22 protein-coding genes, 1 tRNA gene and 1 pseudogene are annotated in these 23,381 nt (G+C 70.6%); 9 read left to right on the forward strand and 15 right to left on the reverse strand.

What is annotated here, in order from left to right; translation table 11 throughout:
• Positions 1-77: 77 nt before the first annotated feature.
• A complete protein-coding gene (crgA, locus tag ACWGE1_RS10435; RefSeq protein ID WP_030383881.1) occupies positions 78-332 on the reverse strand; it encodes a cell division protein CrgA in 255 nt (84 codons plus the stop codon).
• 91 nt (positions 333-423) lie between these two features.
• Between crgA and ACWGE1_RS10440 the strand changes: the two genes are divergently transcribed.
• The 6 genes and pseudogenes from ACWGE1_RS10440 to ACWGE1_RS10465 all read left to right on the forward strand — a co-directional run bounded on the left by ACWGE1_RS10440 (position 424) and on the right by ACWGE1_RS10465 (position 4,400).
• On the forward strand, positions 424-1,197 hold the full coding sequence (locus tag ACWGE1_RS10440; protein WP_453420112.1) for a DUF881 domain-containing protein: 774 nt from the start codon (positions 424-426) through the stop codon (positions 1,195-1,197).
• Positions 1,169-1,942, forward strand: a complete 774-nt coding sequence (locus ACWGE1_RS10445) for a class E sortase (protein ID WP_453420113.1) — start codon at positions 1,169-1,171, stop codon at positions 1,940-1,942. The genes ACWGE1_RS10440 and ACWGE1_RS10445 overlap by 29 nt, the downstream gene beginning before the upstream one ends.
• A gap of 89 nt (positions 1,943-2,031) precedes the next feature.
• On the forward strand, positions 2,032-2,208 hold the full coding sequence (locus ACWGE1_RS10450) for a hypothetical protein (protein ID WP_030011120.1): 177 nt from the start codon (positions 2,032-2,034) through the stop codon (positions 2,206-2,208).
• Entirely contained in the window at positions 2,205-2,843 is a 639-nt protein-coding gene (locus ACWGE1_RS10455; RefSeq protein ID WP_453420114.1) for an aminodeoxychorismate/anthranilate synthase component II, read from the forward strand. Before ACWGE1_RS10450 ends, ACWGE1_RS10455 begins: the two co-directional genes overlap by 4 nt.
• Before the next feature lie 140 nt (positions 2,844-2,983).
• A pseudogene (locus ACWGE1_RS10460) lies at positions 2,984-3,664 on the forward strand (class E sortase); the annotation flags it as partial.
• Between the two features lie 13 nt (positions 3,665-3,677).
• Positions 3,678-4,400, forward strand: a complete 723-nt coding sequence (locus ACWGE1_RS10465; RefSeq protein ID WP_453420115.1) for a class E sortase — start codon at positions 3,678-3,680, stop codon at positions 4,398-4,400.
• A gap of 218 nt (positions 4,401-4,618) precedes the next feature.
• Here ACWGE1_RS10465 and pknB read toward each other — a convergent pair whose 3' ends face one another.
• The 6 genes from pknB to ACWGE1_RS10495 form a co-directional block, all read right to left on the reverse strand.
• On the reverse strand, positions 4,619-6,643 hold the full coding sequence (pknB, locus tag ACWGE1_RS10470) for a Stk1 family PASTA domain-containing Ser/Thr kinase (RefSeq protein WP_453420116.1): 2,025 nt from the start codon (positions 6,641-6,643) through the stop codon (positions 4,619-4,621).
• Positions 6,644-6,838: 195 nt separating this feature from the next.
• Entirely contained in the window at positions 6,839-8,305 is a 1,467-nt protein-coding gene (locus ACWGE1_RS10475; protein WP_453420117.1) for a peptidoglycan D,D-transpeptidase FtsI family protein, read from the reverse strand.
• On the reverse strand, positions 8,302-9,726 hold the full coding sequence (locus ACWGE1_RS10480) for an FtsW/RodA/SpoVE family cell cycle protein (RefSeq protein ID WP_453420118.1): 1,425 nt from the start codon (positions 9,724-9,726) through the stop codon (positions 8,302-8,304). Before ACWGE1_RS10480 ends, ACWGE1_RS10475 begins: the two co-directional genes overlap by 4 nt.
• A 31-nt stretch (positions 9,727-9,757) precedes the next feature.
• Complete coding sequence (locus ACWGE1_RS10485; RefSeq protein WP_453420119.1) at positions 9,758-11,272, reverse strand: PP2C family protein-serine/threonine phosphatase; 1,515 nt, start codon at positions 11,270-11,272, stop codon at positions 9,758-9,760.
• 93 nt (positions 11,273-11,365) lie between these two features.
• Complete coding sequence (locus ACWGE1_RS10490; RefSeq protein ID WP_189738144.1) at positions 11,366-11,869, reverse strand: FHA domain-containing protein FhaB/FipA; 504 nt, start codon at positions 11,867-11,869, stop codon at positions 11,366-11,368.
• 10 nt (positions 11,870-11,879) lie between these two features.
• Complete coding sequence (locus ACWGE1_RS10495) at positions 11,880-12,719, reverse strand: FhaA domain-containing protein (protein WP_453420120.1); 840 nt, start codon at positions 12,717-12,719, stop codon at positions 11,880-11,882.
• Positions 12,720-13,013: 294 nt separating this feature from the next.
• Between ACWGE1_RS10495 and ACWGE1_RS10500 the strand changes: the two genes are divergently transcribed.
• Positions 13,014-13,096: transfer RNA gene (locus ACWGE1_RS10500), tRNA-Leu, on the forward strand.
• 179 nt (positions 13,097-13,275) lie between these two features.
• On the opposite strand, the gene ACWGE1_RS10505 is transcribed toward ACWGE1_RS10500, so the two are convergent.
• Positions 13,276-14,247: a LuxR C-terminal-related transcriptional regulator gene (locus ACWGE1_RS10505; protein WP_453420121.1), complete on the reverse strand. Its 972-nt coding sequence runs from the start codon at positions 14,245-14,247 to the stop codon at positions 13,276-13,278.
• A gap of 330 nt (positions 14,248-14,577) precedes the next feature.
• On the opposite strand from ACWGE1_RS10505, the gene ACWGE1_RS10510 reads away from it, so the two are divergent.
• Together ACWGE1_RS10510 and ACWGE1_RS10515 are read left to right on the forward strand one after the other, a co-directional pair.
• Positions 14,578-14,772, forward strand: a complete 195-nt coding sequence (locus ACWGE1_RS10510; RefSeq protein WP_453420122.1) for a hypothetical protein — start codon at positions 14,578-14,580, stop codon at positions 14,770-14,772.
• A 91-nt stretch (positions 14,773-14,863) separates the two neighbouring features.
• Positions 14,864-16,732, forward strand: coding sequence for a BTAD domain-containing putative transcriptional regulator (locus ACWGE1_RS10515; RefSeq protein WP_453420123.1), 1,869 nt, complete (start codon positions 14,864-14,866; stop codon positions 16,730-16,732).
• Here ACWGE1_RS10515 and ACWGE1_RS10520 read toward each other — a convergent pair.
• From ACWGE1_RS10520 to ACWGE1_RS10550, 7 genes are read right to left on the reverse strand one after another with little or no spacing between them, the layout of a single operon-like run.
• On the reverse strand, positions 16,680-17,603 hold the full coding sequence (locus ACWGE1_RS10520; protein ID WP_453420124.1) for a TauD/TfdA family dioxygenase: 924 nt from the start codon (positions 17,601-17,603) through the stop codon (positions 16,680-16,682). The two genes, ACWGE1_RS10515 and ACWGE1_RS10520, sit on opposite strands and share 53 nt — an antisense overlap.
• Positions 17,604-17,619: 16 nt before the next feature.
• Positions 17,620-18,393 carry a 4'-phosphopantetheinyl transferase family protein gene (locus tag ACWGE1_RS10525; RefSeq protein ID WP_453420125.1) on the reverse strand — a complete coding sequence of 258 codons (774 nt, stop codon included), beginning with the start codon at positions 18,391-18,393 and terminating at the stop codon, positions 17,620-17,622.
• 6 nt (positions 18,394-18,399) lie between these two features.
• Positions 18,400-19,338 (reverse strand): TauD/TfdA family dioxygenase, encoded by a 939-nt coding sequence (locus ACWGE1_RS10530; protein ID WP_453420126.1) that lies wholly within the window; start codon positions 19,336-19,338, stop codon positions 18,400-18,402.
• A 58-nt stretch (positions 19,339-19,396) separates the two neighbouring features.
• Positions 19,397-20,188, reverse strand: coding sequence for a thioesterase II family protein (locus ACWGE1_RS10535; RefSeq protein WP_453420127.1), 792 nt, complete (start codon positions 20,186-20,188; stop codon positions 19,397-19,399).
• An 11-nt stretch (positions 20,189-20,199) separates the two neighbouring features.
• Entirely contained in the window at positions 20,200-20,964 is a 765-nt protein-coding gene (locus tag ACWGE1_RS10540; protein ID WP_453420128.1) for a class II aldolase/adducin family protein, read from the reverse strand.
• A complete protein-coding gene (locus tag ACWGE1_RS10545) occupies positions 20,961-22,343 on the reverse strand; it encodes an MFS transporter (protein WP_453420129.1) in 1,383 nt (460 codons plus the stop codon). The genes ACWGE1_RS10540 and ACWGE1_RS10545 overlap by 4 nt, the downstream gene beginning before the upstream one ends.
• A complete protein-coding gene (locus ACWGE1_RS10550) occupies positions 22,340-23,314 on the reverse strand; it encodes an ornithine carbamoyltransferase (RefSeq protein ID WP_453420130.1) in 975 nt (324 codons plus the stop codon). Before ACWGE1_RS10550 ends, ACWGE1_RS10545 begins: the two co-directional genes overlap by 4 nt.
• Between the last annotated feature and the right edge of the window lie 67 nt (positions 23,315-23,381).

Raw genomic sequence — 23,381 nt, forward strand, 5'->3', positions numbered from 1 at the left:
TCTTCTGTCTTTTCCTCAGGTGTGGATGACGCTGTGGATAACTCATGGGGAGAGCTTCCATCAGGGGCTGTCGGGTGCTACTTCCACTGCGTGGATACGCCGAATCCGGCAGCGATGAAGCCGAAACCGACCACAATGTTCCAATTGCCCAGAGCCTCGATCGGCAGCTGGGTCTCGGTCACGTAGAAAACGACGATCCACGCGAGTCCGATCAGGAAGAACGCCAGCATGACCGGGGCGACCCAGCTGCGATTCGTGAGCCGGATGCTCTGCGGCTGCCGGGTCGGCGGCGGCGTGTAGTCGTCCTTCTTGCGGATACGTGACTTCGGCACGAGGGGCTCTCCTGTCGATGCGCTGGGGACCTTGCCTGCCCCGGGCGTCCGTTAGCGTAGTGGACCTGTGGCGTTGAAGGAGAAGGGTACGTTGAGCAATTCCGACGACTCCTCCGTGGGTCCCCGTCGCCGGGCCAGGCCGGTCCGGCTGCTGACGGCCGCCGTCTTCGCCCTGGCCGGGCTGCTCTTCGTCACCAGTTTCAACACTTCCAAGGGTACGAACATCCGGACGGACGCGTCGCTCCTGAAGCTGTCCGACCTCATCAAGGAACGCAGCCAGGACAACGCGGCGCTGGAGCAGAGCACCGCGGCCGTGCGCGGCCGGGTGGACACCCTCGCCGAGCGTGACGACGGCAGCACCAAGGCCGAGGACGCCAAGCTGGCCGCCCTGCGCGCCGCCTCCGGCACCGAGGAGCTGACCGGCAAGGGCCTGACTGTCACCCTCAACGACGCCCCGCCGAACGCCACCGCCCGCATCCCCAACGTGCCCGAGCCGCAGCCCAACGACCTGGTGATCCACCAGCAGGACCTGCAGGCCGTGGTCAATGCCCTCTGGCAGGGCGGCGCCCAGGGCATCCAGGTCATGGACCAGCGGCTCATCTCCACCAGCGCGGTGCGCTGCGTGGGCAACACCCTGATCCTCCAGGGCCGCGTCTACTCGCCGCCGTACAAGATCTCGGCGGTCGGCGACCCGGGCACGATGAAGAAGGCCCTCGCCGCCTCTCCGGCCCTGCAGAACTACCAGCTGTACGTGAACGCGTACGGGCTCGGCTGGAAAGTGGACGAGCACAAGGCGCTGACACTTCCCGGCTACTCCGGCACAGTGGACCTCCACTATGCGAAGCCGGTGGCGCCCACCCCGTGATCGGATCCGTCCTGACGTCGTACTGCGCCTGGTGGTACGGACGTTCAGCGAGGTGTGCCTGACGGCGGGCACGCTGATCGTGCTCTTCGTGGCGTACGTCCTGCTGTGGACCGGGGTCAAGGCCGACCGGGCCATGGACGGCGAGCGGGACCGGATGCGCGACCGCTGGGCGGCGGCGGCCCCGGCCGCCGCGCCGGGTCCGACCGGGCTGGCGGCCCCGCAGCCCCCGACGCCCCCCGCGGAACCCGCGGAACCGCCGCCACCGGAGCGCTACCCGGCCGGCCGGGCCTTCGCGGAGATGTACGTCCCGCGCTTCGGCCCGGACTGGGTCAAGCCCGTGCTGGAGGGCACGGAACCCGAACTGCTGAAGAAGGGCCTCGGCCACTACGCCGCCACCGCCCGCCTCGGCGCCGTCGGGAACTTCTCGGTGGCCGGCCACCGGCGCACCTACGGGGACCCCTTCAAGGACTTCCCGCAGCTGCGCCGCGGCGACGAGGTGATCCTCAAGGATGCGGACACCTGGTACACCTACACGATCCGTGGCGGGCCCCTGCGCACGCTGCCCACCGAGGTCGGGGTGGTCGGCGCGGTCCCGGAGAAATCGCCGTTCCGGGCGCCCGGCCGCTATCTGACGCTGACGACCTGCGATCCGGAATGGGGCCACAGCCACCGGCTGGTCGTCTGGGCGGAGCTGACCGGCACGCGCACCGCGGCCCAGGGGCCGCCGGAGGGTTTGTCCGGGTGACCCACCCTTTCGGGCTGCTGCCTTTAGTCTGTTCGCGTACCGCCCCCGCGGTGCGTTGAACGAACGTGGACGAAAAGGAATCAGGCGGCATGTACGGCTGGATCTGGCGGCACCTGCCCGGAAACGCTTGGGTACGCGCGCTGATCTCGCTCGTACTGGTCCTCGCGGTGGTCTTCGTACTGTTCCAGTACGTCTTCCCGTGGGCCGAGCCGCTCCTGCCGTTCAACGATGTGACGGTGGACGAGGGATCGGGAGCCACTCCGTGAGCGCGCGCATTCTGGTTGTGGACAACTACGACAGCTTTGTCTTCAACCTGGTCCAGTACCTCTACCAGCTCGGCGCCGAATGCGAGGTGCTGCGCAACGACGAGGTCGAGCTCTCGCACGCGCAGGACGGCTTCGACGGCGTGCTGCTGTCCCCCGGGCCCGGAACACCGGAGGAGGCGGGCGTCTGCATCGACATGGTCCGCCACTGCGCGAAGACGGGCGTTCCCGTCTTCGGCGTCTGCCTCGGCATGCAGTCGATGGCGGTCGCCTACGGCGGGGTCGTGGACCGGGCGCCGGAGCTGCTGCACGGCAAGACCTCGCCCGTGACGCACGAGGGCCTCGGCGTGTTCGAGGGGCTGCCGTCGCCGTTCACCGCGACCCGCTACCACTCCCTCGCCGCCGAGCCCGCGACCCTGCCCGACGTGCTGGAGGTCACGGCGCGGACCGAGGACGGGATCATCATGGGCCTGCGCCACCGGGAGCACGACGTCGAGGGCGTGCAGTTCCACCCCGAGTCGGTGCTCACCGAGTGGGGCCACCGGATGCTCGCCAACTGGCTCGTGCGGTGCGGTGACGCGGGTGCCGTGGAGCGCTCGGTGGGGCTGGCCCCGGTGGTGGGCAAGGCCGTCGCGTGACCGCGGTCGCGCCGTCCGCGCCCACGGAGGGCCGGGCCGCGCGACGCAGGGCAGCTCAGGAGGCTGCCAAGCGGGCCGCCAGACGCACCCGCAGACGGGGCGGCCGGCGGCGCAGGCGGCCGGCCTCGGGAGGCCCGGTGGTCGTCGCGAGCCGGCTGGGCGGAGAGCTGTTCATCACGCTGGGCCTGGTGATGCTGCTGTTCGTCGCCTACCAGCTCTGGTACACCAACCTCCTGGCCGAGCGGGTGGCGAACGGCGCGGCGGGCTCGCTGCGCCAGACCTGGGAGCGGGACCCCGGCGGCTCCGGGGCCGCCGCGCCGCCCGTGACGGCCTTCGAGCCCGGGCAGGGCTTCGCGATCCTGCACATCCCGAAACTGGACGTGAAGGTCCCGGTGGCGGAGGGCATCAGCAAGCCGAAGGTGCTGGACCGGGGCATGGTCGGGCACTACGGCGAGGGCGCGCTGAAGACGGCGATGCCGGCCGACAAGCAGGGCAACTTCGCGGTGGCCGGACACCGCAACACCCACGGCGAGCCGTTCCGCTACATCAACCGGCTGGTCCCCGGGGATCCCGTCGTCGTCGAGACCCGGGACGCCTACTACACGTACGAGATGACCTCGTCGCTCGCGCAGACCCCGCCGACGAACGTGGCGGTGATCAAGCCCGTGCCGGAAGGGTCGGGATTCACGTCCGCGGGCCGGTACATCACGCTGACCACCTGCACCCCGGAGTTCACCAGCACCTACCGGCTGATCGTATGGGGCAGGATGACCGAAGAACGCCCCCGCAGCCAGGGCCCGCCGCCCGCGCTGACCAGTTAAGGACGAATCAGCAGTGTCTCGTGCCAGCCGCCGCGCCGCGGCCCCGCCCGTCGGCAACCGCAGTGTGCTCGCCGGATTCCTGAGCCTGCTGGGCGAGGTCCTGATCACGGTGGGACTGGTCCTCGCCCTCTTCGTGGCCTACTCGCTGTGGTGGACGAACGTGCTCGCGGACCGGCAGGCCTCGGCGCGCGGGGACGAGATCCGCCAGCAGTGGCAGGCACCCGAGCAGGCCGCGGGGCCGGGGGCGCTGGACACCCGGGGCGGGGTCGGCTTCCTGCACGTGCCGGCGATGAAGAACGGCGAGGTGCTCGTCAAGGCGGGTACCGACCCGGACACCCTCGACGACGGCGTGGCCGGCTACTACACGGAGCCCGTCAAGTCGGCGCTGCCGTCGGACGAGAAGGGCAACTTCTCGCTCGCCGCGCACCGGGACGGCCACGGTGCGAAGTTCCACAACATCGACAAGGTGAAGAACGGCGACGCGATCGTCTTCGAGACCCGCGACACCTGGTACGTCTACAAGGTCTTCGCGGAGCTGCGCCAGACCTCGAAGTACAACACCGACGTGATCAACGCGGTCCCCAAGGACTCGGGGAAGACCGCCCCGGGCCGGTACATCACGCTCACCACCTGCACCCCGGTCTACACCTCGAAGTACCGCTACATCGTGTGGGGCGAGCTGGTCCGCACGGAGAAGGTGGACGCGAAGCGGACCCCGCCGGCCGAGCTGCGCTGAACGCCCGCACGCAGGGAGGACCGGGCCCGGGCGCTGTCAGGGCCCCAGAAGGCCCCTGTGGGCGACTGTGACGCCTCCTGGGCCCCATGAGGAGCACGAGCCCCGGTCAGGGCCGCAGACGGCCGTACAGCGGCGGCACGCACAAAGGTCCGGCAGCACAAAGGTCCGGCCTCCCGTTCCCGTTTCGGGGAGCAGGAGGCCGGACCTTCGTCGCTGCGCTAGCGGTTGCCGCCGGTGAGGCCGCCGAAGCCGCCGCCGTTGTTGTTGCCGCCCTGCTGCTGGCCCCCCGTGGTGATGAGGTTCACGGCCTGGCCCGAGTTGACCGGGGTGCCCGGCTGCGGGTCGGTGCCCAGCACGAACGCGTTGTCGTCCGAGGGGCCGACGACGATGCCGACCTTCAGGTTGGCGCGCCGCAGATCGTCCTTGTACTGGCCCACGGTCCGGCCGGCGAAGTTCGGCACCGCGGTCTGCGTCGAGGCCTTGGCGATGGTGATGTTCACCGTCTTGCCCACCTCGAGCTGCTGGCCCGCCTGGAACTGCTGATCGACGACCGTGCCCGGTACGGCTCCGGGAGCTTCGGTCTCGGTCACGCTGCCGAGCCGGAGCTTGGCGTCGGTGAGGGCCTTGAGCGCCTCGTCCTTCTTCTTGCCCTTGAGCTCCGGCACCTCGGCCTTGGAGATCTCCTTGGCGACGGTCAGCGTGATGACGGTGTTCTTCTCCGCCTCGCCGCCCTTCGGGCTCTGGTCGAGGACCGTCCCGGCGGTGCGGTCGGACTCCTGGGGCTTGCGGTCGACCTGGAAGCCCTTCTCCTTGAGCGCCTTCTCCGCCTCTTCGAACTTGAGGTTCACGACATCGGGCACGGGCACCTTGGGCGCGCCCGAGGAGATCGACACGGTGACCGTGGAGCCGTCGGCGAGCCTCGTGTCGGGCGCGGGATTCTGCTTGCAGACGTTGCCCTTGGGCTGGTCGTCGCAGGGCATGTCCTCGCCCTTGACCACCTTGAGGCCGACGTTGGTGCCGCTCCGCTGCGCCAGTTCGAGGGTCTGGCCGACGAGCTTGGGCACGATGGGCCGGTTGTCGGCGCCGTCGCCGAAGAGGGAGCGCCCGATGAGGATCGCGCCGACGAGGACGAGGATGCCCGCCGCGACGAGCAGGACGGTGGACGCCTTGCTCTTCTTCTGGCGGCGGTGCGGCCCCTGGTCGTAGCCGCCGTGTCCCTGGTCGCCGTAGCCGTATCCGCCGTCGCCCGGGGGCATGGGCGGCATCATCGACGTCTGGGCACCGGAGTCGGTGGCGCGCAGGGCGGTGGTGGGCTGGTCGTAGCCCTGGTGCCCGTAGCCGTGCCCCTGGTCGGGGTAGCCGTAGCCGCCGGCCGCACCCATGCTGGCCGTGGCGGCGACGGGCTGCCCGTCGAGGCATGCTTCGATGTCGGCACGCATCTCGTCGGCCGACTGGTAGCGGTAATCGGGGTCCTTGACCAGGGCCTTGAGGACGATGGCGTCCATCTCGGGCGTGATCTCGGGGTCGAAGTTCGACGGCGGCTGCGGCTCTTCCCGTACGTGCTGGTAGGCGACGGCCACGGGGGAGTCACCGACGAACGGGGGCCGGACGCTGAGGAGCTCGTAGAGCAGGCAGCCCGCGGAGTAGAGGTCGGAGCGCGCGTCGACCTGCTCGCCCTTGGCCTGCTCGGGCGAGAGGTACTGGGCGGTGCCGATGACGGCGGCCGTCTGCGTCATGGTCATGCCGGAGTCGCCCATGGCACGGGCGATGCCGAAGTCCATGACCTTGACCTGGCCGGTGCGGGTCAGCATCACGTTGGCGGGCTTGATGTCGCGGTGCACGATGCCGGCGCGGTGCGAGTACTCCAGCGCCTGGAGGATGCCGATGCACATCTCCAGAGTGCGCTCGGGCAGCAGCTTGCGGCCCGAGTGCAGCAGCTCGCGCAGCGTGGAACCGTCGACGTACTCCATCACGATGTACGGGATGGAGATGTTGTCGACGTAGTCCTCGCCGGTGTCGTAGACCGCGACGATCGCCGGATGGTTCAGCGACGCGGCCGACTGGGCCTCGCGCCGGAACCGGGCCTGGAAGGACGGGTCACGGGCGAGATCGGCACGCAGGGTCTTGACGGCGACGGTACGGCCGAGCCGGGTGTCGTGGGCGAGGTAGACCTCGGCCATGCCACCACGGCCGAGCACGTGGCTCAGCTCGTACCGGCCGCCGAGGCGACGCGGCTCTTCCATAACGTTGCAGCCCTCTCCGTCAGTCCCGACCGCACCTGTGTGTGGTCCGGCGGTGTGCTGTTCGCGCAAAGGCTACCGGCCGATCGTCCGTGATCGGTTCGTGGCCACAGGCTGATACTGGACCGGTACCGTACGCTCCGATCCGGGTTGCGTTCAGTGATGTGAGTCACTCCGCTCCGGACCGTCATAACGCGGTCACTTCTGGCTGTTGAGCACCGCCTGCATGACCGCCTTGGCGACGGGGGCGGCGAGACCGCCACCGCTGATGTCGTCACGGGCGGTGCCTTCGCTGTCCTCGATGACGACGGCGACGGCGACGGGCGAGGTACCGTCCGGGTTCTCGGCGTAGGAGATGAACCAGGCGTACGGGCGCTTCTTGTTGCCCTCGCCGTGCTGCGCCGTACCGGTCTTGCCGCCGACCTTGACGTCCTTGATCTTGGCCTTCTCGCCGGTGCCCTTCTCGACGACGTTGACCATCATCTCCTGGAGCTTCTGCGCGTTGGCGGCGGAGACCGGCCGGCTCATCTCCTGCGGCTCGTGCTTCTCGATGATGTCGAGGTTGGGTGCCGTGAGGTGGTCGACCATGTACGGCTTCATCAGCTTGCCGTCGTTGGCGATGGCGGCGGTGACCATCGCCATCTGGAGCGGGGTGGCGGCGGTGTTGAACTGCCCGATGGAGCTCTGGGCGTTGCCGTCCTTGCCCATCTTCTTGTCGTAGATGCTGGCGAAGGCCCGGACCGGGATGTCGATCTTGTCGTTGTTGAAGCCGAACCGCTCCGAGGTCTCCACCATCTTGTCGCGGGTGACCTTGTCGCCCATGTTCGCGAAGACGGAGTTGCAGGAGACGCGCAGGGCCTCGTTGAGGCTGGCCTTCTCGCAGCCCGGGGCGTGGTTGACCATCACGGTCTTGGTGCCGGGCAGGAAGTACGGCTCCGGGGTGTCCGTCGGGGCGTTGATGTCCGTGACGACGCCGTGCTCCAGCGCGGCGGCCGCGGTGACCACCTTGAAGGTGGAGCCCGGCGGATAGGTCTCGCGCAGGGCGCGGTTGACGAGGTTCTTGTCCTCGCTGTCCTTCAGCTCGTTCCAGGCCTTCCCGTCCTCCGTGGAGTTGCCGGCGAAGCGGGAGGGGTCGTACGACGGGGTGGAGACCAGGGCGAGGATGGCTCCGGTGCGCGGGTCGATGGCGGCGACGGCGCCCTTGTTCTTGCCGAGCTTCTCGAAGGCGGCCTTCTGGGCCTCGGGGTTGAGCGTGGTGACGACGTTGCCGCCCTGCTTCTTGTCCCCGGTGAACATGCCGATGGTGCGGTCGAAGAACAGCCGGTCGTCGTTGCCGGTGAGGATGCCGTCCTCGAGGGATTCCAGCTGGGTGGAGCCGAAGGCCTGCGAGGCGTACCCGGTGACGGGAGCCCAGAGCTCACCGTTCGTGTAGGTCCGCTTGAACTTGTAGTCGCTGCCGTCGGTGACCGCGGAGCCGGTGATCGGTTCGCCCTTGACGATGATGTTGCCGCGCTCGGTGGCGTACTGGGCGATCTGGACCCGGCGGTTCTCCTTGCGGGTGCTCAGCTCCTCGGCCTGCACGTACTGCAGCCAGTTGGTGCGGATCAGCAGGGCGAGGACGAGCAGCCCGCAGAACAGCGAGATGCGGCGCAGGGGCTTGTTCATGACGGACGGACCACCTGGGTCATCTCGGAGTCGGGGGACGGGGCGGGGGCCGGCGCGGGGCGGCGCGCGGTGTCGCTGATCCGGATGAGGATGGCGATGAGGATCCAGTTCGCAAGGACGGAGGAACCGCCGGAGGCGAGGAACGGCATCGTCATGCCGGTGAGGGGGATGAGGCCCATGACGCCGCCGGCGACCACGAAGATCTGGAGCGCGAAGGCGCCGGAGAGGCCGATGGCGAAGAGCTTGCCGAAGGGGTCGCGGGCGGCGAGGGCGGTGCGGACGCCCCGCTCGATGATGAGCCCGTAGATCAGGAGGAAGGCCATCACTCCGGCGAGGCCGAGCTCCTCCCCGACGGTGGAGAAGATGAAGTCGGAGTTGGCGGCGAAGCCGATCAGGTCGGAGTTGCCCTGGCCCCAGCCGGCGCCGAGGACCCCGCCGGAACCGAAGCTCATGATCGACTGGCCGACCTGCTCGCAGGCACCCGAGGTGGCGTAGCAGGCGAAGGGGTCGAGCCAGGCGGTGACACGGACCTTGACGTGGCTGGCGAAGGTGGCCACGACCACGGCGCCGCCCACCGACATGAGCAGGCCGATGACGATCCAGCTGGTCCGCTCGGTGGCCACGTACAGCATGATCACGAACATGCCGAAGAAGAGCAGCGAGGTACCGAGGTCGTTCTCGAAGACGAGGACGAGCAGGCTCATCGCCCAGATCATCAGGATCGGGCCGAGGTCGCGGCCGCGCGGCAGGTAGAGCCCCATGAAGCGGCGGCTGGCCAGCGCGAGCGCGTCGCGCTTCACCATCAGGTAGCCGGCGAAGAAGATCGCGATGACGATCTTCGCGAACTCACCGGGCTGGATCGAGAAGCCGCCCACGCTGATCCAGATCTTGGCGCCGAAGACGTCGGCGCCGAGGCCCGGGATGACGGGCAGGATCAGCAGGACCAGGGCGCCGGCCATCGAGATGTACGTGAAGCGCTGCAGGACGCGGTGGTCCTTGAGGATCAGCAGGACCGCGGCGAACAGGGCGATGGCGAGCGCCGTGTACATCATCTGGCGGGGCGCGGAGGGGGAGAACGCGCCGAAGGACCGCTTGGCGAGGTTCTGCAGGCGCTCGGACTGGTCCAGGCGCCAGATCAGGACGAGGCCCAGCCCGTTGAGGAGCGTGGCCAGCGGCAGCAGCAGCGGGTCGGCGTACTTGGCGTACCGGCGCACGACGAGGTGCGCGATACCGGCGAGGGCGCCGAGGCCGAGACCGTAGAGCACCATGCCGGGCGGCAGGGTGCCGTTGATCGCGAGGCCCACGTTGGCGTAGGCGAACATCGGGATGAGCACGGCGAAGCTGAGCAGCAGGAGCTCGGTGTTCCGCCTGCTCGGCAGCTCGATGGCGCCGATGGTGGTCGTATTGGTGACAACGCTCATGGTGTGGCAGGCCCCCTGCGCCCGCGTATGTCTACTGCTTGCCGCACAGCCCGACCAGTTGCTGCTCCTCGGGAGTCAGGCTGGGGGCGGGCGTCTGGCTGTTCTGCGCCTCGGCGCTCCGGCGTTCCTCGTCCTTCTTGCAGGCGGTCACCTGGACGCCGAGATCGTCGAGCTTCTTCCGCGCGGCGTCGAGGCTGCTCTCGCTGATGGTGGCCTCGACGAGCTTCTTCTTGAAGGGCGGGAGGTACTTCAGTTCGATGTCGGGGCGGTCGGTCTCCACCTTGGAGAGCTCCAGCGGGCCCAGCTTGGGACTGATGCCGCGGAAGAGCGCGACGTGCTCGCCCTTGACGCCCACGTAGAACTGGGTCTGAGTCCAGCGCCAGCCGGCGTAGAGGCCGCCGCCGATGACGCCGACGACGATGAGCAGGGTCAGCGTACGGGTGGTCCACTTGCGCCCTTTGCTGCGGCGCCGGCGGGGGTGGTCGTACGTGTCCTCGTAGCCGTTGTCGGCGTCGTAGGCGTCGGCCTCCCCGAAGGTGCCGTAGCCGTTGCCGCCCCGGCCCTGGTCGGAGTAGCCGTAGCCGGGGGCGTCGCCGCTGCCGGGGGGCCCGAAGGAACCGGCGGGCGGGGACTGGCGGCCGAGGCCCGAGGCCCGGCCGGCCGGGGTCTGCATGGCGTTGCCGCCGTCGAAGAGCTGGTGCTGGTTCTCGGCGACCGCGCCGACGACCACCGGGGTGTCGCTGACCTGGGCGGCGAGGGTGTCGCCGCTGTCGGTGTCGAGGACGTCGGCGACGATGCAGGTGATGTTGTCGGGTCCGCCGCCGCGCAGCGCGAGCTGGATCAGCGACGCCACGGTCTCGCGGGGACCGTGGTAGTCGGCGAGGGTCTCTTCCAGGGTCTGGTGCGAGACCACGCCGGAGAGCCCGTCGGAGCAGATCAGGTAACGGTCACCGGCCCGGACCTCACGGATGGAGAGGTCGGGTTCGACGATGTCGCCACTGCCGAGCGCGCGCATCAGCAGGGAGCGCTGCGGGTGGGTGGTGGCCTCCTCCTCCGTGATCCGCCCCTCGTCGACGAGGCGCTGCACCCAGGTGTGGTCCTGGGTGATCTGGGTGAGGACGCCGTCGCGGAGCAGGTAGGCGCGGGAGTCGCCGACGTGCACGAGACCGAGGCGCTGGCCGGTCCACAGCAGGGCGGTCAGGGTGGTGCCCATGCCCTCGAGCTGGGGGTCCTCCTCGACCATGACGCGCAGCTGGTCGTTGGCGCGCTGCACGGCCGTGGCGAGGGAGGTGAGGATGTCGGAGCCCGGGACGTCGTCGTCGAGCTGCACGAGGGTGGAGATCACCTCGGAGCTCGCGACCTCGCCGGCGGCCTGGCCTCCCATGCCGTCGGCGATCGCGAGGAGACGGGGCCCGGCGTAGCCGGAGTCCTCGTTCCCCTCACGGATCATGCCTTTGTGGGATCCGGCGGCGAACCGCAAGGACAGACTCATGCGCACCTGCCCTGTCGACGAAGCTGCCTCCGGGTACAACCGGTCTCGAGCCACACTGCCCACCCTCCGGTCGGGAGCGCGCTCGGGTCCGTGTCCTCGGTGGGACGGATCGCCGCCGCGCGCTCGCTCCGCTCGCTCATTCTCGTACTACTTCCGCAGCTCGATGACGGTCTTGCCGATGCGGATCGGTGCGCCCGGCGGAATGGGCGTCGGGGTGGTCAGCCGGGTCCGGTCGAGATACGTGCCGTTGGTGGACCCGAGATCCTCGACGATCCACTGGCCGTCACGGTCGGGATAGATCCTGGCATGGCGGCTGGACGCGTAGTCGTCGTCCAGCACGATCGTGGAATCGTGCGCGCGGCCCAGCGTGATCGTCTGGCCGGCGAGGGCCACCGTGGTTCCCGTGAGGATGCCCTCGGAGACGACGAGTTTGGTGGGTGCGCCGCGTCGCTGGCGCTGCTGCGGAGGCGCGGCCTGGCGGCCCGCCTGCTGCGGGGCGCCGCCGGCGCCGCCGCTGCCGCGACGGGACCCGCGCTGGGTCACGCGCGTCCCGAAGAGATCGCTTCGGATGACCTGGACGGCCACGATGACGAACAGCCACAGAACGGCCAGGAAACCCAACCGCATGACCGTCAGGGTCAGCTCTGACATTGCCCCCGCTTCACCCTTCGGCTTGCCGGTAAATGATGGTGGTGCTGCCCACGACGATCCGCGAGCCGTCGCGGAGCGTAGCGCGGGTGGTGTGCTGCCCGTCCACCACGATGCCGTTGGTGGACCCGAGATCCTGGATCGTCGAGGGCGTTCCGGTCCGGATCTCACAGTGCCGGCGGGATACGCCGGGGTCGTCGATCCGCACGTCGGCTTCCGTGCTTCGGCCGAGTACGAGCGTGGAGCGCGAGATCTGGTGGCGGGTGCCGTTGATCTCGATCCAGTGGCGCCGGGGGCCGCCCGAGCCCGCCACGGGGGCGGCTCCGGCCGGTCCGCCCGGGGCGGGCCGGCGTGCGCCGGGTCCGCCCGGGGGCGGGGCGCTGGGCATGGGCGGGGCCGCCACCGGGGGATAACCGTAGCCGCCCTGGATGCTCTGACCGCCCTGCTGCCCGCCCTGGGGGGCCTGCGGCTGGGAGGTGCTGGAGGCGAGGGTGCGGCTGCGGACCCGGTAGAGCCCGGTGTCGAGGTCGTCGGCCTTCTCCAGGTGGACCTTGATGGGGCCCATGAAGCTGTAGCGCTGCTGCTTGGCGTAGTCGCGGACGAGGCCCGCGAGCTCGTCGCCGAGCTGCCCGGAGTAGGGGCTCAGCCGGTCGTAGTCACCGGCGCTGAGCTCGACGATGAAGTCGTTGGGTACGACGGTCCGCTCGCGGTTCCAGATGGTGGCGTTGTTGTCGCACTCCCGCTGGAGGGCTCCGGCGATCTCCACCGGCTGGACCTCGGACTTGAACACCTTGGCGAAGGTGCCGTTCACCAGACCTTCGAGTCGCTGCTCGAACCGCTTCAGAACTCCCATGGGGCACCTCCTCCGTCGTTATCGCCCTGTACTGCTTACTGATCGTATCCACGCGTGGCGGATTCGGGTGGTTCCCCATCGGTCCTGTGCGGACGAGTGTTGGTCCTCACAGGCGATCGTAGGGGCGCTCCCAGGACAGTGTCCCGCACCGGGAGCGGAGTGCGGGAGGGGCCCGTCCAAGCCGGGCTGCGGGGGTGCGGGGAAAGCGATGTGAAACCACCCCGTCCGCCGTGCTAATGTTTCGACGTCGCCAGGGGAACGGCCCGAAAGGGAAGAACCACTGGGACGCTGCTCGGGCGAGTGGCGGAACGGCAGACGCGCTGGCTTCAGGTGCCAGTGTCCTTCGGGACGTGGGGGTTCAAATCCCCCCTCGCCCACATCGACGAAACGGTCGTCATCGCGAAAGCGATGGCGGCCGTTTCGTATTTCCCGTCCTTCGGCGAAGGTGATGGCGGAGGAGACGGGGAAAGAAGAGAAGAAGAGAAGGGGAGGAGGGGGCGAGGGAGCGAGGTGAACCCGCCCCGCCCCCGGGTCCGCCCCCGGCGGCGCCGGCCCGCTAGTCCGCGTCGAGGGCGGCGGAAAGGATGTCGTTGCCCGAGAGCCAGCCCTGGGACATGGCGAGGGCGCCCGCCTGGAACCGGCTGCGGGCCTGGAGGCGGTCCATCAGCTCCGCGGTGATCCTGCGGCCGGTGCGTACGGAGATTCCCAGCTTGCGGGCCACGACCTCGTCGGTGTGCCCGCTGACGAGCAGTTCGAGGATGGCGCGTTCGCGCGGGGCGAGGCCGCGTTCGTCGGGCACCTGCTGGGTGCCCAGGGGGTCCGACTGCTGCCAGATCAGCTCGAAGAGCGCGGAGAGGGCGGTGGCGACGCCCGTGCCGGTGTGGACGAGAATCCCGCGCTTGGCGTCTTCCGGGTCGACCGGAACAATTGCGGTTCTTCCGTCGTACAGGATCATTCGCAGGGGAAGTTGTGGAAAGGTGCGCACTTCGCCGCCGTTTTCGAGCAGCCATTGTGCATACCCGAGAGTGGCCGCGTCGTTCCGCAGGCTCTCCAAATAGATGTAGCGAACACGGTTACCGCGTTCCAGGGCTGCCCGGTCCAGTGGGCGGGCCATCTCCAGGGCTTCCGCGGTCTGTGCACCGCGTGGTGCGAAGACGGCCATCTCCCGCTCACAATTGTGTGCGCAGCGTTCGATCTGGGCGGCGATCGCGTCCATTCCCATGAACTGCTGGACGCTCACCGGGGCGCTCAGGCTCTGGGCGCTGTACTCCGCGATGACGCGGGCCACGCGCAGCTTCGAGGCGGCCAGGGCCGCCTGCCGCTCGCGGAGCTCCTCCTCCCAGCTCAGCAGCAGGGTTTCCAGGCCGCGCTCGGGGTTGACCAGGCGGACCTTGCCGGGCTCCTCGATGGAGGGGACGACCAGGGAGAGCCTGGTCAGATCGTCCAGGACCGCGGCCACCCGGTCGGGCTTCCAGCCGAGATCGTCCGCTATCTCGGTGGGGCTGGTTTTGTGACTCCTGAGTAGCAAAGAATAGACAATTTCGCCATCCGCTCCCATTCCTGCCAAACCCTGCACCGCGACGTCCCCCCCAGGACTCGTATTACCAGCCGGTAGCGTGATGTCTTTCGTTTGCGATTGAAATTCACGGCACCTTGAGCCGTCATGATCATAATCCAGCCAATGGCCCTGTCGGAAGAGGACGGGCGTGGCTGACAGCAGGTTGCCAGCGCAGGAGGCTGACACCTGAAGGTACTGACGCGGACACGTTCGGTTGCACAGAATCTGTCATGTCGGAGGGACACGGGGCGGCACGGGGCCGCCACCTCCTCCGCACCAGGTACACAACGGGGAGTCCTCATGCGTAACTCGGCCCACAACCACACCGCTTACAACCGCCGCACCATCGCCGGCCTGTTCGGCATCGTCTGCCTCGGCTGGATCGCCGCTTTCGGCATCGCCGCCGCGCCGGCCGGCGCCGAAAGCCTCTGGGCCGGCGGCCCCGACAGCACTCCGGTCGTCGTGCACCCCGACGGCAACACCTGGGGTTCCTGATCCCGGATCGTCACCAACGGGAAGAAGCAGGGGGGGGCAGCACACGGTGGACGCACAGGGAGCAGGGCTCGAATTCCGGATCCTCGGACCGGTGGAAGCACGCCGGGAAGGACAGCGGATTCCGCTCGGCGGGGTCAAGTCGCACACGGTGCTCGTCGCCCTCCTGCTGGCGCGGGGGCGGGTCGTGCCGGACGCCCGGCTCGGCTCCCTGCTTTGGGGCTGGGACCCCCCGGCCACGGCCCACGCGCAGATCTACACCTACGTCTCGCGTCTGCGCAAAGCACTCGGGGAGGGCGTGCGGCTCGTCCGGCAGGCTCCCGGCTACGTGCTGCACTGCGCCGACAGCTGGATCGACCTGGTCGAGTTCGAACGGCTCGACCGGTCCGGCAGCAGGGCGCTGGCCGAACACCGCTACGAGGACGCGGACCGCGAACTGCGCTCCGCTCTGGCGCTCTGGCGGGGGCCGGCGCTGGGGGACGTGGCGCCGCACCTCGCCGAGATCGAGGCGGACCGGCTGGAGGAGGCCAGGGCCGCCACCCTGGAACGCCGGATCGCCGTGGACTTCGGCCTCGGCCGGCACCGCGAACTCATCGCCGAACTCACCGGCCTGGTGGCGCAGTTCCCCATCCGGGAGCGGCTGCGCGGCCAGCTGATGTCGGCCCTGCACCGCTCCGGGCGGCAGGCCGACGCCCTGCACGTCTACCACCACGGCCGCAAGGTCCTCGCCGAGATCGGGGTGGACCCGGGGCGTGAACTGACCGACATCTACTACCAGGTGCTGCGCGAGGAACCGGCCGGCCCGGCGGTGCCCGCCCTGCCGGTCCTGCCCGCACAGCGCTCGGCGTCCTCCGGCGCGCTGCCCCCGGCGCCCCCGGCGCACCCGGTGCCACCGGCGTCACTGCCCCTGGGACCGCCCGATTTCACCGGCCGTGAGCGCGAGCTCGGCGAACTGCTGGCCAAGCTGGTGCCGCTGCGCGACGGCGGCCGCACCGGCTGCCCGCCCCGTCGGCTGCTGCTCACCGGCATGGCCGGGGTCGGAAAGACGGCCCTGGCCCTGCACGCCGCCCGGACGCGGCTGAAGGAGTTCCCCGACGGCCAGCTGTACGCGGACCTGTGCCATCCGGACGGCAGCCGCAAGGACCCCTGCCGGATCCTGGTGTCCCTGCTGCTCGCCCTCGGGGAGCCGGCCGCCACCGTGGACCGCCGCAGCGCGGACCTGGACGAGCTCATGCGGCTCTTCCGCGCCCGCACCCGGGGCCGCCGCCTGCTCATCCTGCTGGACAACGCCGTGGGCGACCTCCAGCTCGACCCGCTCCTGCCGAGCTGCCCCGAGCCCGTCGTCCTGATCACCGGCCGCGCCCGGCTCGCTTCCGTGCCCCATTCGCACACCGTCGAGGTGCTGCCGATGGCAGCGGACGGGGCGGCGGAGCTGCTCCGGGCGATCGCGGGGCCCGAGCGGTTCGCCGCGGAGCCCGCCGCCGCGCGGGAACTCCTGCGGCTGTGCGGCGGGCTGCCGATGGCCCTGCGCGCCGCCGGATCGCGGCTGGCCGCACGGCCCCTGTGGCCGGTCGCCCGTCTCGTGGACCGGCTCGCGGACCCCTCCACGCGGCTGCAGGAGCTCCGGTTCGGGGACCTCGCCCTGCCGCCGCTGCTCGCCCAGTCGCTGGGCCGGCTGCGGCCGGGCGGACCCGCCTTCCTGCACACCCTCGTCGCGCTGGGCCCGCTGCCGTTCTCGGCCTTCACCGCCTCGGCGCAGCTGGGCCTGTCCCCGCTCGTCGCCGAGCGCTTCCTTGAGGACCTGGTCGACCACGCCCTGCTGGAGATGGAAGGCATCGACCGGGCGGGCGAGCCGCGCTACCGCTTCCACGAACTGGTGCTGTGCTACGCCGCCTCGCTCGCGCCGGCCGTCACGCGGCCGACGGTTCCGCCATCGCCACAGCGATCTTCCGAGGACCGGTGAAGGGCTCCCGGGCGTGCGCGGCCAGCATGTTGTCGACGACGAGCACGTCGTCCTTCTGCCAGTCGAACCGGGTGGTGGCCGCCCGGTAGACGGACCGCAGGTGGTCCAGCACCTCGTCGGGGATCCGTCCGCCGTCGCCGTAGTAGGTGTTGGTGGGCAGGTCCTCGTCGGGAAAGATCTCCTGCAGCCCCTCCCGCACCTCCGGGTTGAGGGAGGTCACGTGGAAGAAGGTGGCGTGGTTGAACCACACCGACTCCCCCGTCACCGGGTGCTTGTGCACGGCCTCGCGCACCGCGGTGGTGCGCAGGCCGCCGTCGGCGCGCCACTCGGGCAGCAGGCCCTTGCCCCGGCAGTACTCCTCGACGGCGGCGCGGTCCTCGGTGCCGAAGGTCTCCTGCCACGGGACCCCGAAGTCCGCGTGGAAGTTGCGCACCACGCGCCAGCCGCGCCGCTCGAACTCGCCGCGCACCTCGGGGTCGATGGCGCCGTAGACCTCGCGGATGTCGGCGAGCGGGGTCGCGCCCCGGGTGAGCGGCGGCTCGACGCAGTAGAAGTACAGGGTGTTGGGCCACACGGCCTGGTAGGAGTTCTCGTTGTGCAGGAAGATCTCCTCCTCCGCCGGGTAGTCCGTGGAGGTGTAGACCTGGCCCTTGATGGTGCTGCGCGGCGAGGAGCGCTCCGCGTAGGTGAGGGGGGCGCTGCCCGACAGGTTGCGCACCACCCCGTCGAAGCCGTCGACCCCGCCGATGGAGAATCCGCGCAGCAGCACCGAGCCGTTCTCGACGAGCAGGTCGCGCACCCGCTTGCGGTTCACCTCCAGCCAGACCTGGACGTTCTTCTGGGGCGTTCCGGTGATCGTGATCGTGGGCATGTCGTGATTCCTTCTCTCAGGCCGTACGGGAAGTGGCGGGGGCGGCGGGCGGGCGGGAGCGGATCAGCACCGGGGTGCCGGCCCGCTCGCCCGGGCGGGCGAGCGCCCCGTGCATCCGGACCGGACCGTCGCCCATCGGCAGGTCCTCGACGACCCAGGTGGCCGGGCCGCCCGGCTCGGTGTGCGCCACCTCGACGGGCCCGTCGCTCTCGGGGCCGACCTCCAGGGACCGCAGGTCGGCGATGATCCCGATCCCGCTGGCCTTGAGCACGGCCTCCTTGCGCGTCCAGCAGCGCAGGAACAGGGCGAGGCGGCCGGCCTCGGTGGACTGGGCGTCCAGCAGGCGCAGTTCGGCGGGGGTGAGCGCCAGGTCGGCCGAGGGCCGGAAGTCGATCGCCCGCCCGTCCTCCAGGTCGATGCCGACGGGGAATCCCGCGGTCACCGCCAGCAGCCAGTGCGCCCCGGAGCGGGACAGGCTGAACTCCAGGCCCGCGCCCGCCCCGGCGCCGGTCAGTACCGGGCGGCCGTGGCGCAGGTCGTCGCAGCGCGGGCAGGTGGCCCGGCCGAACTCCAGTTCCCGTGGGTGCAGCGGGAGGTAGGCGGCGAGGACGCGGCGCACGGCCGCGTGGGCTCCCGCGTAGTGGGCGGCCGCGGCCGGGGCGCGGCCCGCCATGATGCGCCGCTCCTCCGCGGAGAGCAGCAGCTCGTCCGGCGCGGGCTCCGCCTCGGTCCGGCCCCGCCAGACGTGGACGGCGCCGGTGGCGCGGAGCTCTTCGTACAGGTCGCTCATGGTGCCTCAGTCCGACATCGCCACCAGCACGCGGCGGTCGCCCGTGAAGGGGCGGCGGCCGTGCGCCAGGAGCAGGTTGTCGATGACCAGGACGTCGCCCTGGTTCCAGTCGACGTCGACCGCGTTGTCCAGGCCGCGGTCGCGGATCTGGAGGATGTACTCGGCCGGGATGGGGGTGCCGTCCGCGAAGGTGACGGTCTGCGGCAGGTCCTCCTCGGGCAGGATCTGGGCGAGTGCGGCGGCGGTGTCGTCACCGAGGCCGGCCGGGTGCCACTGGTCGGCCTGGTTGAACCAGACCTCGGTGCCGGTGACCGGGTGGTGGACGGTGGCCGGGCGGACGGCGGAGATGCGGATGGCGCCGTCGGCCTTCCACTGCCAGGTCGCGCCGGTGCCGGAGAGGAACTCCTCGACGGCAGTGCGGTCGGTGGTCTCGAAGGTGTCCTGCCAGCTCTTGCCGAGGCCGTAGCCGTCGTGGAGGTTCTGCACGTACCGCACGCCGCCCGCAAAGGCGTCGCGCACCTCCTGGTCGAGGGAGGCGAGCCAGCGGGCCGAGTCGAGGACGGGGGTGGCGCCGCCGCCGCCCGGCTTGATCTGGCAGTAGAAGGCGAGGCGGGCCGGCCAGGCGTGGGCGTAGCTCATCTCGTTGTGCATGGAGATGGTGAATTCCCGGGGGTACTCGGTCGAGGTGTAGACGTTGCTGCCGACCTTGGTGCGCGGGGAGTTGCCGTGGACGTAGGCCAGGCGGTTGGGCAGCAGCAGGTCCAGTACGCCGTCCAGGGCCTCGGGGGTGACGCCGAAGCCGCGGAGGACGACGGCCTTCTCCCGGGTCAGCAGGCGGGTGAACTCGTCCCCGCCGAGGGCGGTGAGGCGTTCGACGAGCTCTTGCGCACCGCCGGCGCCCTCGGCCTCGAGCTCCAGCGGCGACCAGGTCTGTGTGTACGTCATGACAGGAAGTCCTCAGATAGGGCGGAACGGTTGAACGGTCGATCGGGGGCGGCGCCCGCTACGGGAAGGCCGGCAGCCGCTGGTGGCGTACGGACGCGAGCCGGTCCGTGACGTCCGCGACGAGCTCGGCCTCGCAGGGCGCGAGGTAGAAGTGGTCGCCGGGGAAGGAACGCAGGTGGAAGTCGTCGGAGCGGGTCAGCCCGGCCCAGGCGCGCACGTCGTCGAGGACCCGGCTGGAGCCGGGGTCGCTGTCGCCGACGTAGGCGCTGACCGGCATGGACAGGACCTCCGGCTCGCTCACGTGGTAGCGCTCGATGAGCCGGTAGTCGGCGCGCAGGGCCGGCATCAGGAGCTCGCGCAGCTCCGGGATGTCGAACACCGAGGAGCCCAGGTCGCCGAGGCTGCGCACGGCGCTCAGCAGGGTCTCGTCGTCGGCGAGGTGGAACTCGCTGCGGCGGGTGCGGTGGGGCGCGGCCCGGCCGGAGACGAGGAGGTGGGCGGGGGCGGTGCCGCGCGCTTCCAGCCTGCGGGCCACCTCGTAGGCGACGGACGAGCCCATGCTGTGGCCGAAGAGGGCCACGGGCAGGTCGGTGAGGGGGAGCAGGGCTCCGGTGATCCGGTCGGCCAGCTCGTCCATGTCGGTCACGCAGGGTTCGGCGAGCCGGTCCTGGCGGCCGGGGTAGCGGACGGCGAGCAGGTCGACGTCCTTGGGGAGACGGGCGGGCCAGCCGGCGAAGAGGTTCGCGGTGCCGCCCGCGTGCGGGAGGCAGACCAGGCGCAGCCGCGGGGCGGCGACCCGGCGGAAGCGGCGGAACCAGGCTTCGGCGCCGTCGCGGTCCGGTGCGGTCATGGGGTGTGTCCCTACTGTTCGAGGTCGGGCTCGGTGCGGCGGACGTGGTCGAGGATGGGCTGGAAGTTCATCCAGCCGATCAGGTCGTCGCCGACTTCCCGGTAGGTGTGGGCGGCGTTGGCGTGGTCGATGGGGACGACCTTCCCGGCGGCCTTGGCGAGGAGCTGCACCTGGCAGGAGCGCTCCATCGTGATGAACCACCAGGCGGCGGCGTCGACGGAGTCGCCCACGGTCAGCAGGCCGTGGTTGCGCAGGATGACCGCCTTGAACGCGCCGAGGGCCTCGGCGATGCGGCGGCCCTCGGAGAGTTCGGTGACCGGGCCGGTGTAGTCGTCGAAGAGCGCGTGGTCCTCGTAGAAGGCGCAGGCGTCCTGGGTGAGCGGTTCGAGCAGTTCGGCCAGGGCGGACAGGGCCCGGCCGTACGTGGAGTGGGTGTGGGCGGCGGCGACCACGTCGGGGCGGGCCTCGTGGATCTGCGAGTGGATCGCGAAGGCGGCCCGGTTGACGTGGTACTTGCCTTCGACGACGCGGCCCTCGCTGTCGACGAGGAGCAGGTCGCTGACGCGGACGTGCTTGAAGGACAGGCCGAACGGGTTGACCCAGAAGTGGTCCTCCAGCTCGGGGTCGCGGGCCGTGATGTGACCGGCGTTGCCCTCCTCGAAGCCGAACCGGCCGAAGATGCGCAAGGCGGCCGCCAGGCGCTGTTTGCGGTGGGCGCGCTCCTCCTCGAGGGTGTCGAAGAGGGGCGGTTCGCCGAGGATCAGTGACTCGCTCATCGGGCGGCTCCTTGCGTTGCGTTCTCGTGCTCGTTCTCGTGCTCGTTCTTGTTCACGTTCTCGGGGGTGCTCCCGGCGGTGTCCCCGCTCTCGATCTCCGTGCGACCCGGCAGCTGGATCCCGGTGCGCAGGGACGGCATGAGCACGGCGGCGAGGGCGAGTACGCCCATGGCGGCGCCGGTCAGCAGGATCGAGCGGGAGGCCCCCCAGGCGGCCAGGGCGACTCCGCCGATGAGTGCGCCCAGGGCGTTGGTGCCGGATCCGACGAGGCCGGTGACGGCGGCGACGCGGCCCTGGAGTTCGTCCGGGGTGGTGTGCACCTGGTAGACGGAGGCGGCCACGTTGAAGACGGCTCCGACCAGGCCGGTGCCCGCGAACAGCGCGCCCAGCAGGAAGGGGTTGCCGCCGGTGAAGGCCATGGCGGTCATCAGGACGGCCCACACGGCGACACCGCCGGTCAGGATGGCCCGGCCGGAGAGCCTGCGCATCCACCAGCCGCCGGTCAGCGCGCCCAGCATGCCGCCGATGCCGCCGATGACCACGATCACGGCCAGGGTGGACTCGGGGCGGCCCTCCTCCTTGACGAGGAGGATCAGGGCGAGGCCGATGATCTGGAAGAGCACGTTGCTGCCGGCCACGAGGGCGAGCGCGGCCCGCAGGAAGGGCTGGTGCCACAGCCAGCGGACGCCTTCGCCGATCTCGGCGCGCATGCCGTGCACACCCGGGGCCGGCGGGGTCCCGTCGGTGATCTCTGCCTTCTCCGCCTGGAACTTCGAGCGGATCAGCAGCAGTGAGCACAGCGAGCCCAGGTAGGCGACGGCCGCGAACAGGAACGGCGCCGAGCGGGCCAGCGACTGGAGCAGGATGCCGCCGGGCTGCCCGAGCAGGCCCGCGGCCCGGCCGCGCGCCTCGTTCTGCGCCAGCGCGGTCGCCAGGTGCTCCGGGTGGACCACGTTGCGTACGGCGCCCCGCTCGGCGAGGCGGTACACGATGAACAGGCTCGACTCGACGAAGGCGACCACGGCGATGTGCGCGATCCACACGTGCCCGGCGAGCACCGCCGCCGCGACGGTGGCCAGTGCGGCGGCCCGCCCGGCCTCGCACGCCACCATCAGCCGGCGCCGGTCCCAGCGGTCCACCAGGACGCCCGCCGGCAGCTGCACGAGCAGGGTCGGCAGCAGCGCGGCGAAGGCGACCAGGGACATGGCCAGCGGCGATTCGGTGGTCCACAGCACCAGCAGCGGATAGGCGAGGGACGTCACCCGGGTGCCGAGGAGGGACATGGCCGCCCCGGACCACAGCAGCAGGAAGTCACGGTTGCGGCGCAGCGGCGGTACGGGGGCGGCGGCCACCGCCGCCGGCTCTTCGAGAACGCTCACGCGCCGCGCCCCGCACTCACGGCCGTCGCCACGGCGTCGGGCAGCGTGGCGAGGGCGCCGTGGCGGCACCACTCCAGGACGGCCATCGCGCTGTGCATCTTGTTCTCGGCCTGGTCGAAGACGATGCTCGCCGGCCCGTCCAGTACCTCGGAGGTCACCTCGTCGCCGCGGTGGGCGGGCAGGTCGTGCATGAAGACGGCGGTCGGGTTGTCCTCCCAGATACGGCCGGTCACCTGGAACGGGGCGAAGACGTCCCGCCAGTGCGCGTCCGGCTTGCTGGTGCCGGTGGTCTGCCAGCGGGTCGTGTAGACGACGTCCAGGCCGTCGGGCAGCGCGTCCATGTCGTGGGTCTCGCGGAACGTCGCGCCGTACCGCTCGGCCTGCGCGGCCGCCCGGATCCGGTAGTCGCCCTCCAGGCCGTAGCCGGGCGGGGTGCGCAGCTCGAAGTGGACCCCGGGGAAGCGGGTGAGGGCGAGCGCCAACGCGGAGGCGGTGTTGTTGCCCTCCCCCACGTACAGGATGCGCAGGCCCTCGATCCGGCCGAAGCGGCGCATCAGCGTGGTCAGGTCGGTGAGTGCCTGGGTGGGGTGCTCGGTGGCGCTCATGGCGTTGACCACGGCCATCCGCTCCTGGGCGGCCCAGCCGCGCATCTCGGCCTCGTCGCCGGCGGTGCGCGCCACCAGCACGTCGAGCATCCGGGACATCACCCGGCCGGTGTCCTCGCTGCTCTCGCCGGTGTTGAGCTGGAGGTCGCCGGGGCCGTACGCGACGATCTGCGCGCCCAGGCGCAGGGCGCCGGCGGAGAAGGCCGTACGGGTACGGGTGGAGGTCTTGCTGAAGTAGACGCCGACCACGTCGCCGTAGAGGGGGCGGTCCGCGGGGCGGCCGGCGGCGGAGAGTTCGGCGCCGCGGGCGACGATCGCGGCGAGGTCGTCGTCGCCGAGGTCGTTGATCGAGATGAGGTGGCGCATGGCGCGCTCCTTCGGGGCAGTCGCGGAAGGAAGGAAAGTTCGGGGAGGGGAGGGGATGGAGGCCGGG

It is taken from the genome of Streptomyces sp. NPDC054932 (genome assembly GCF_053610205.1).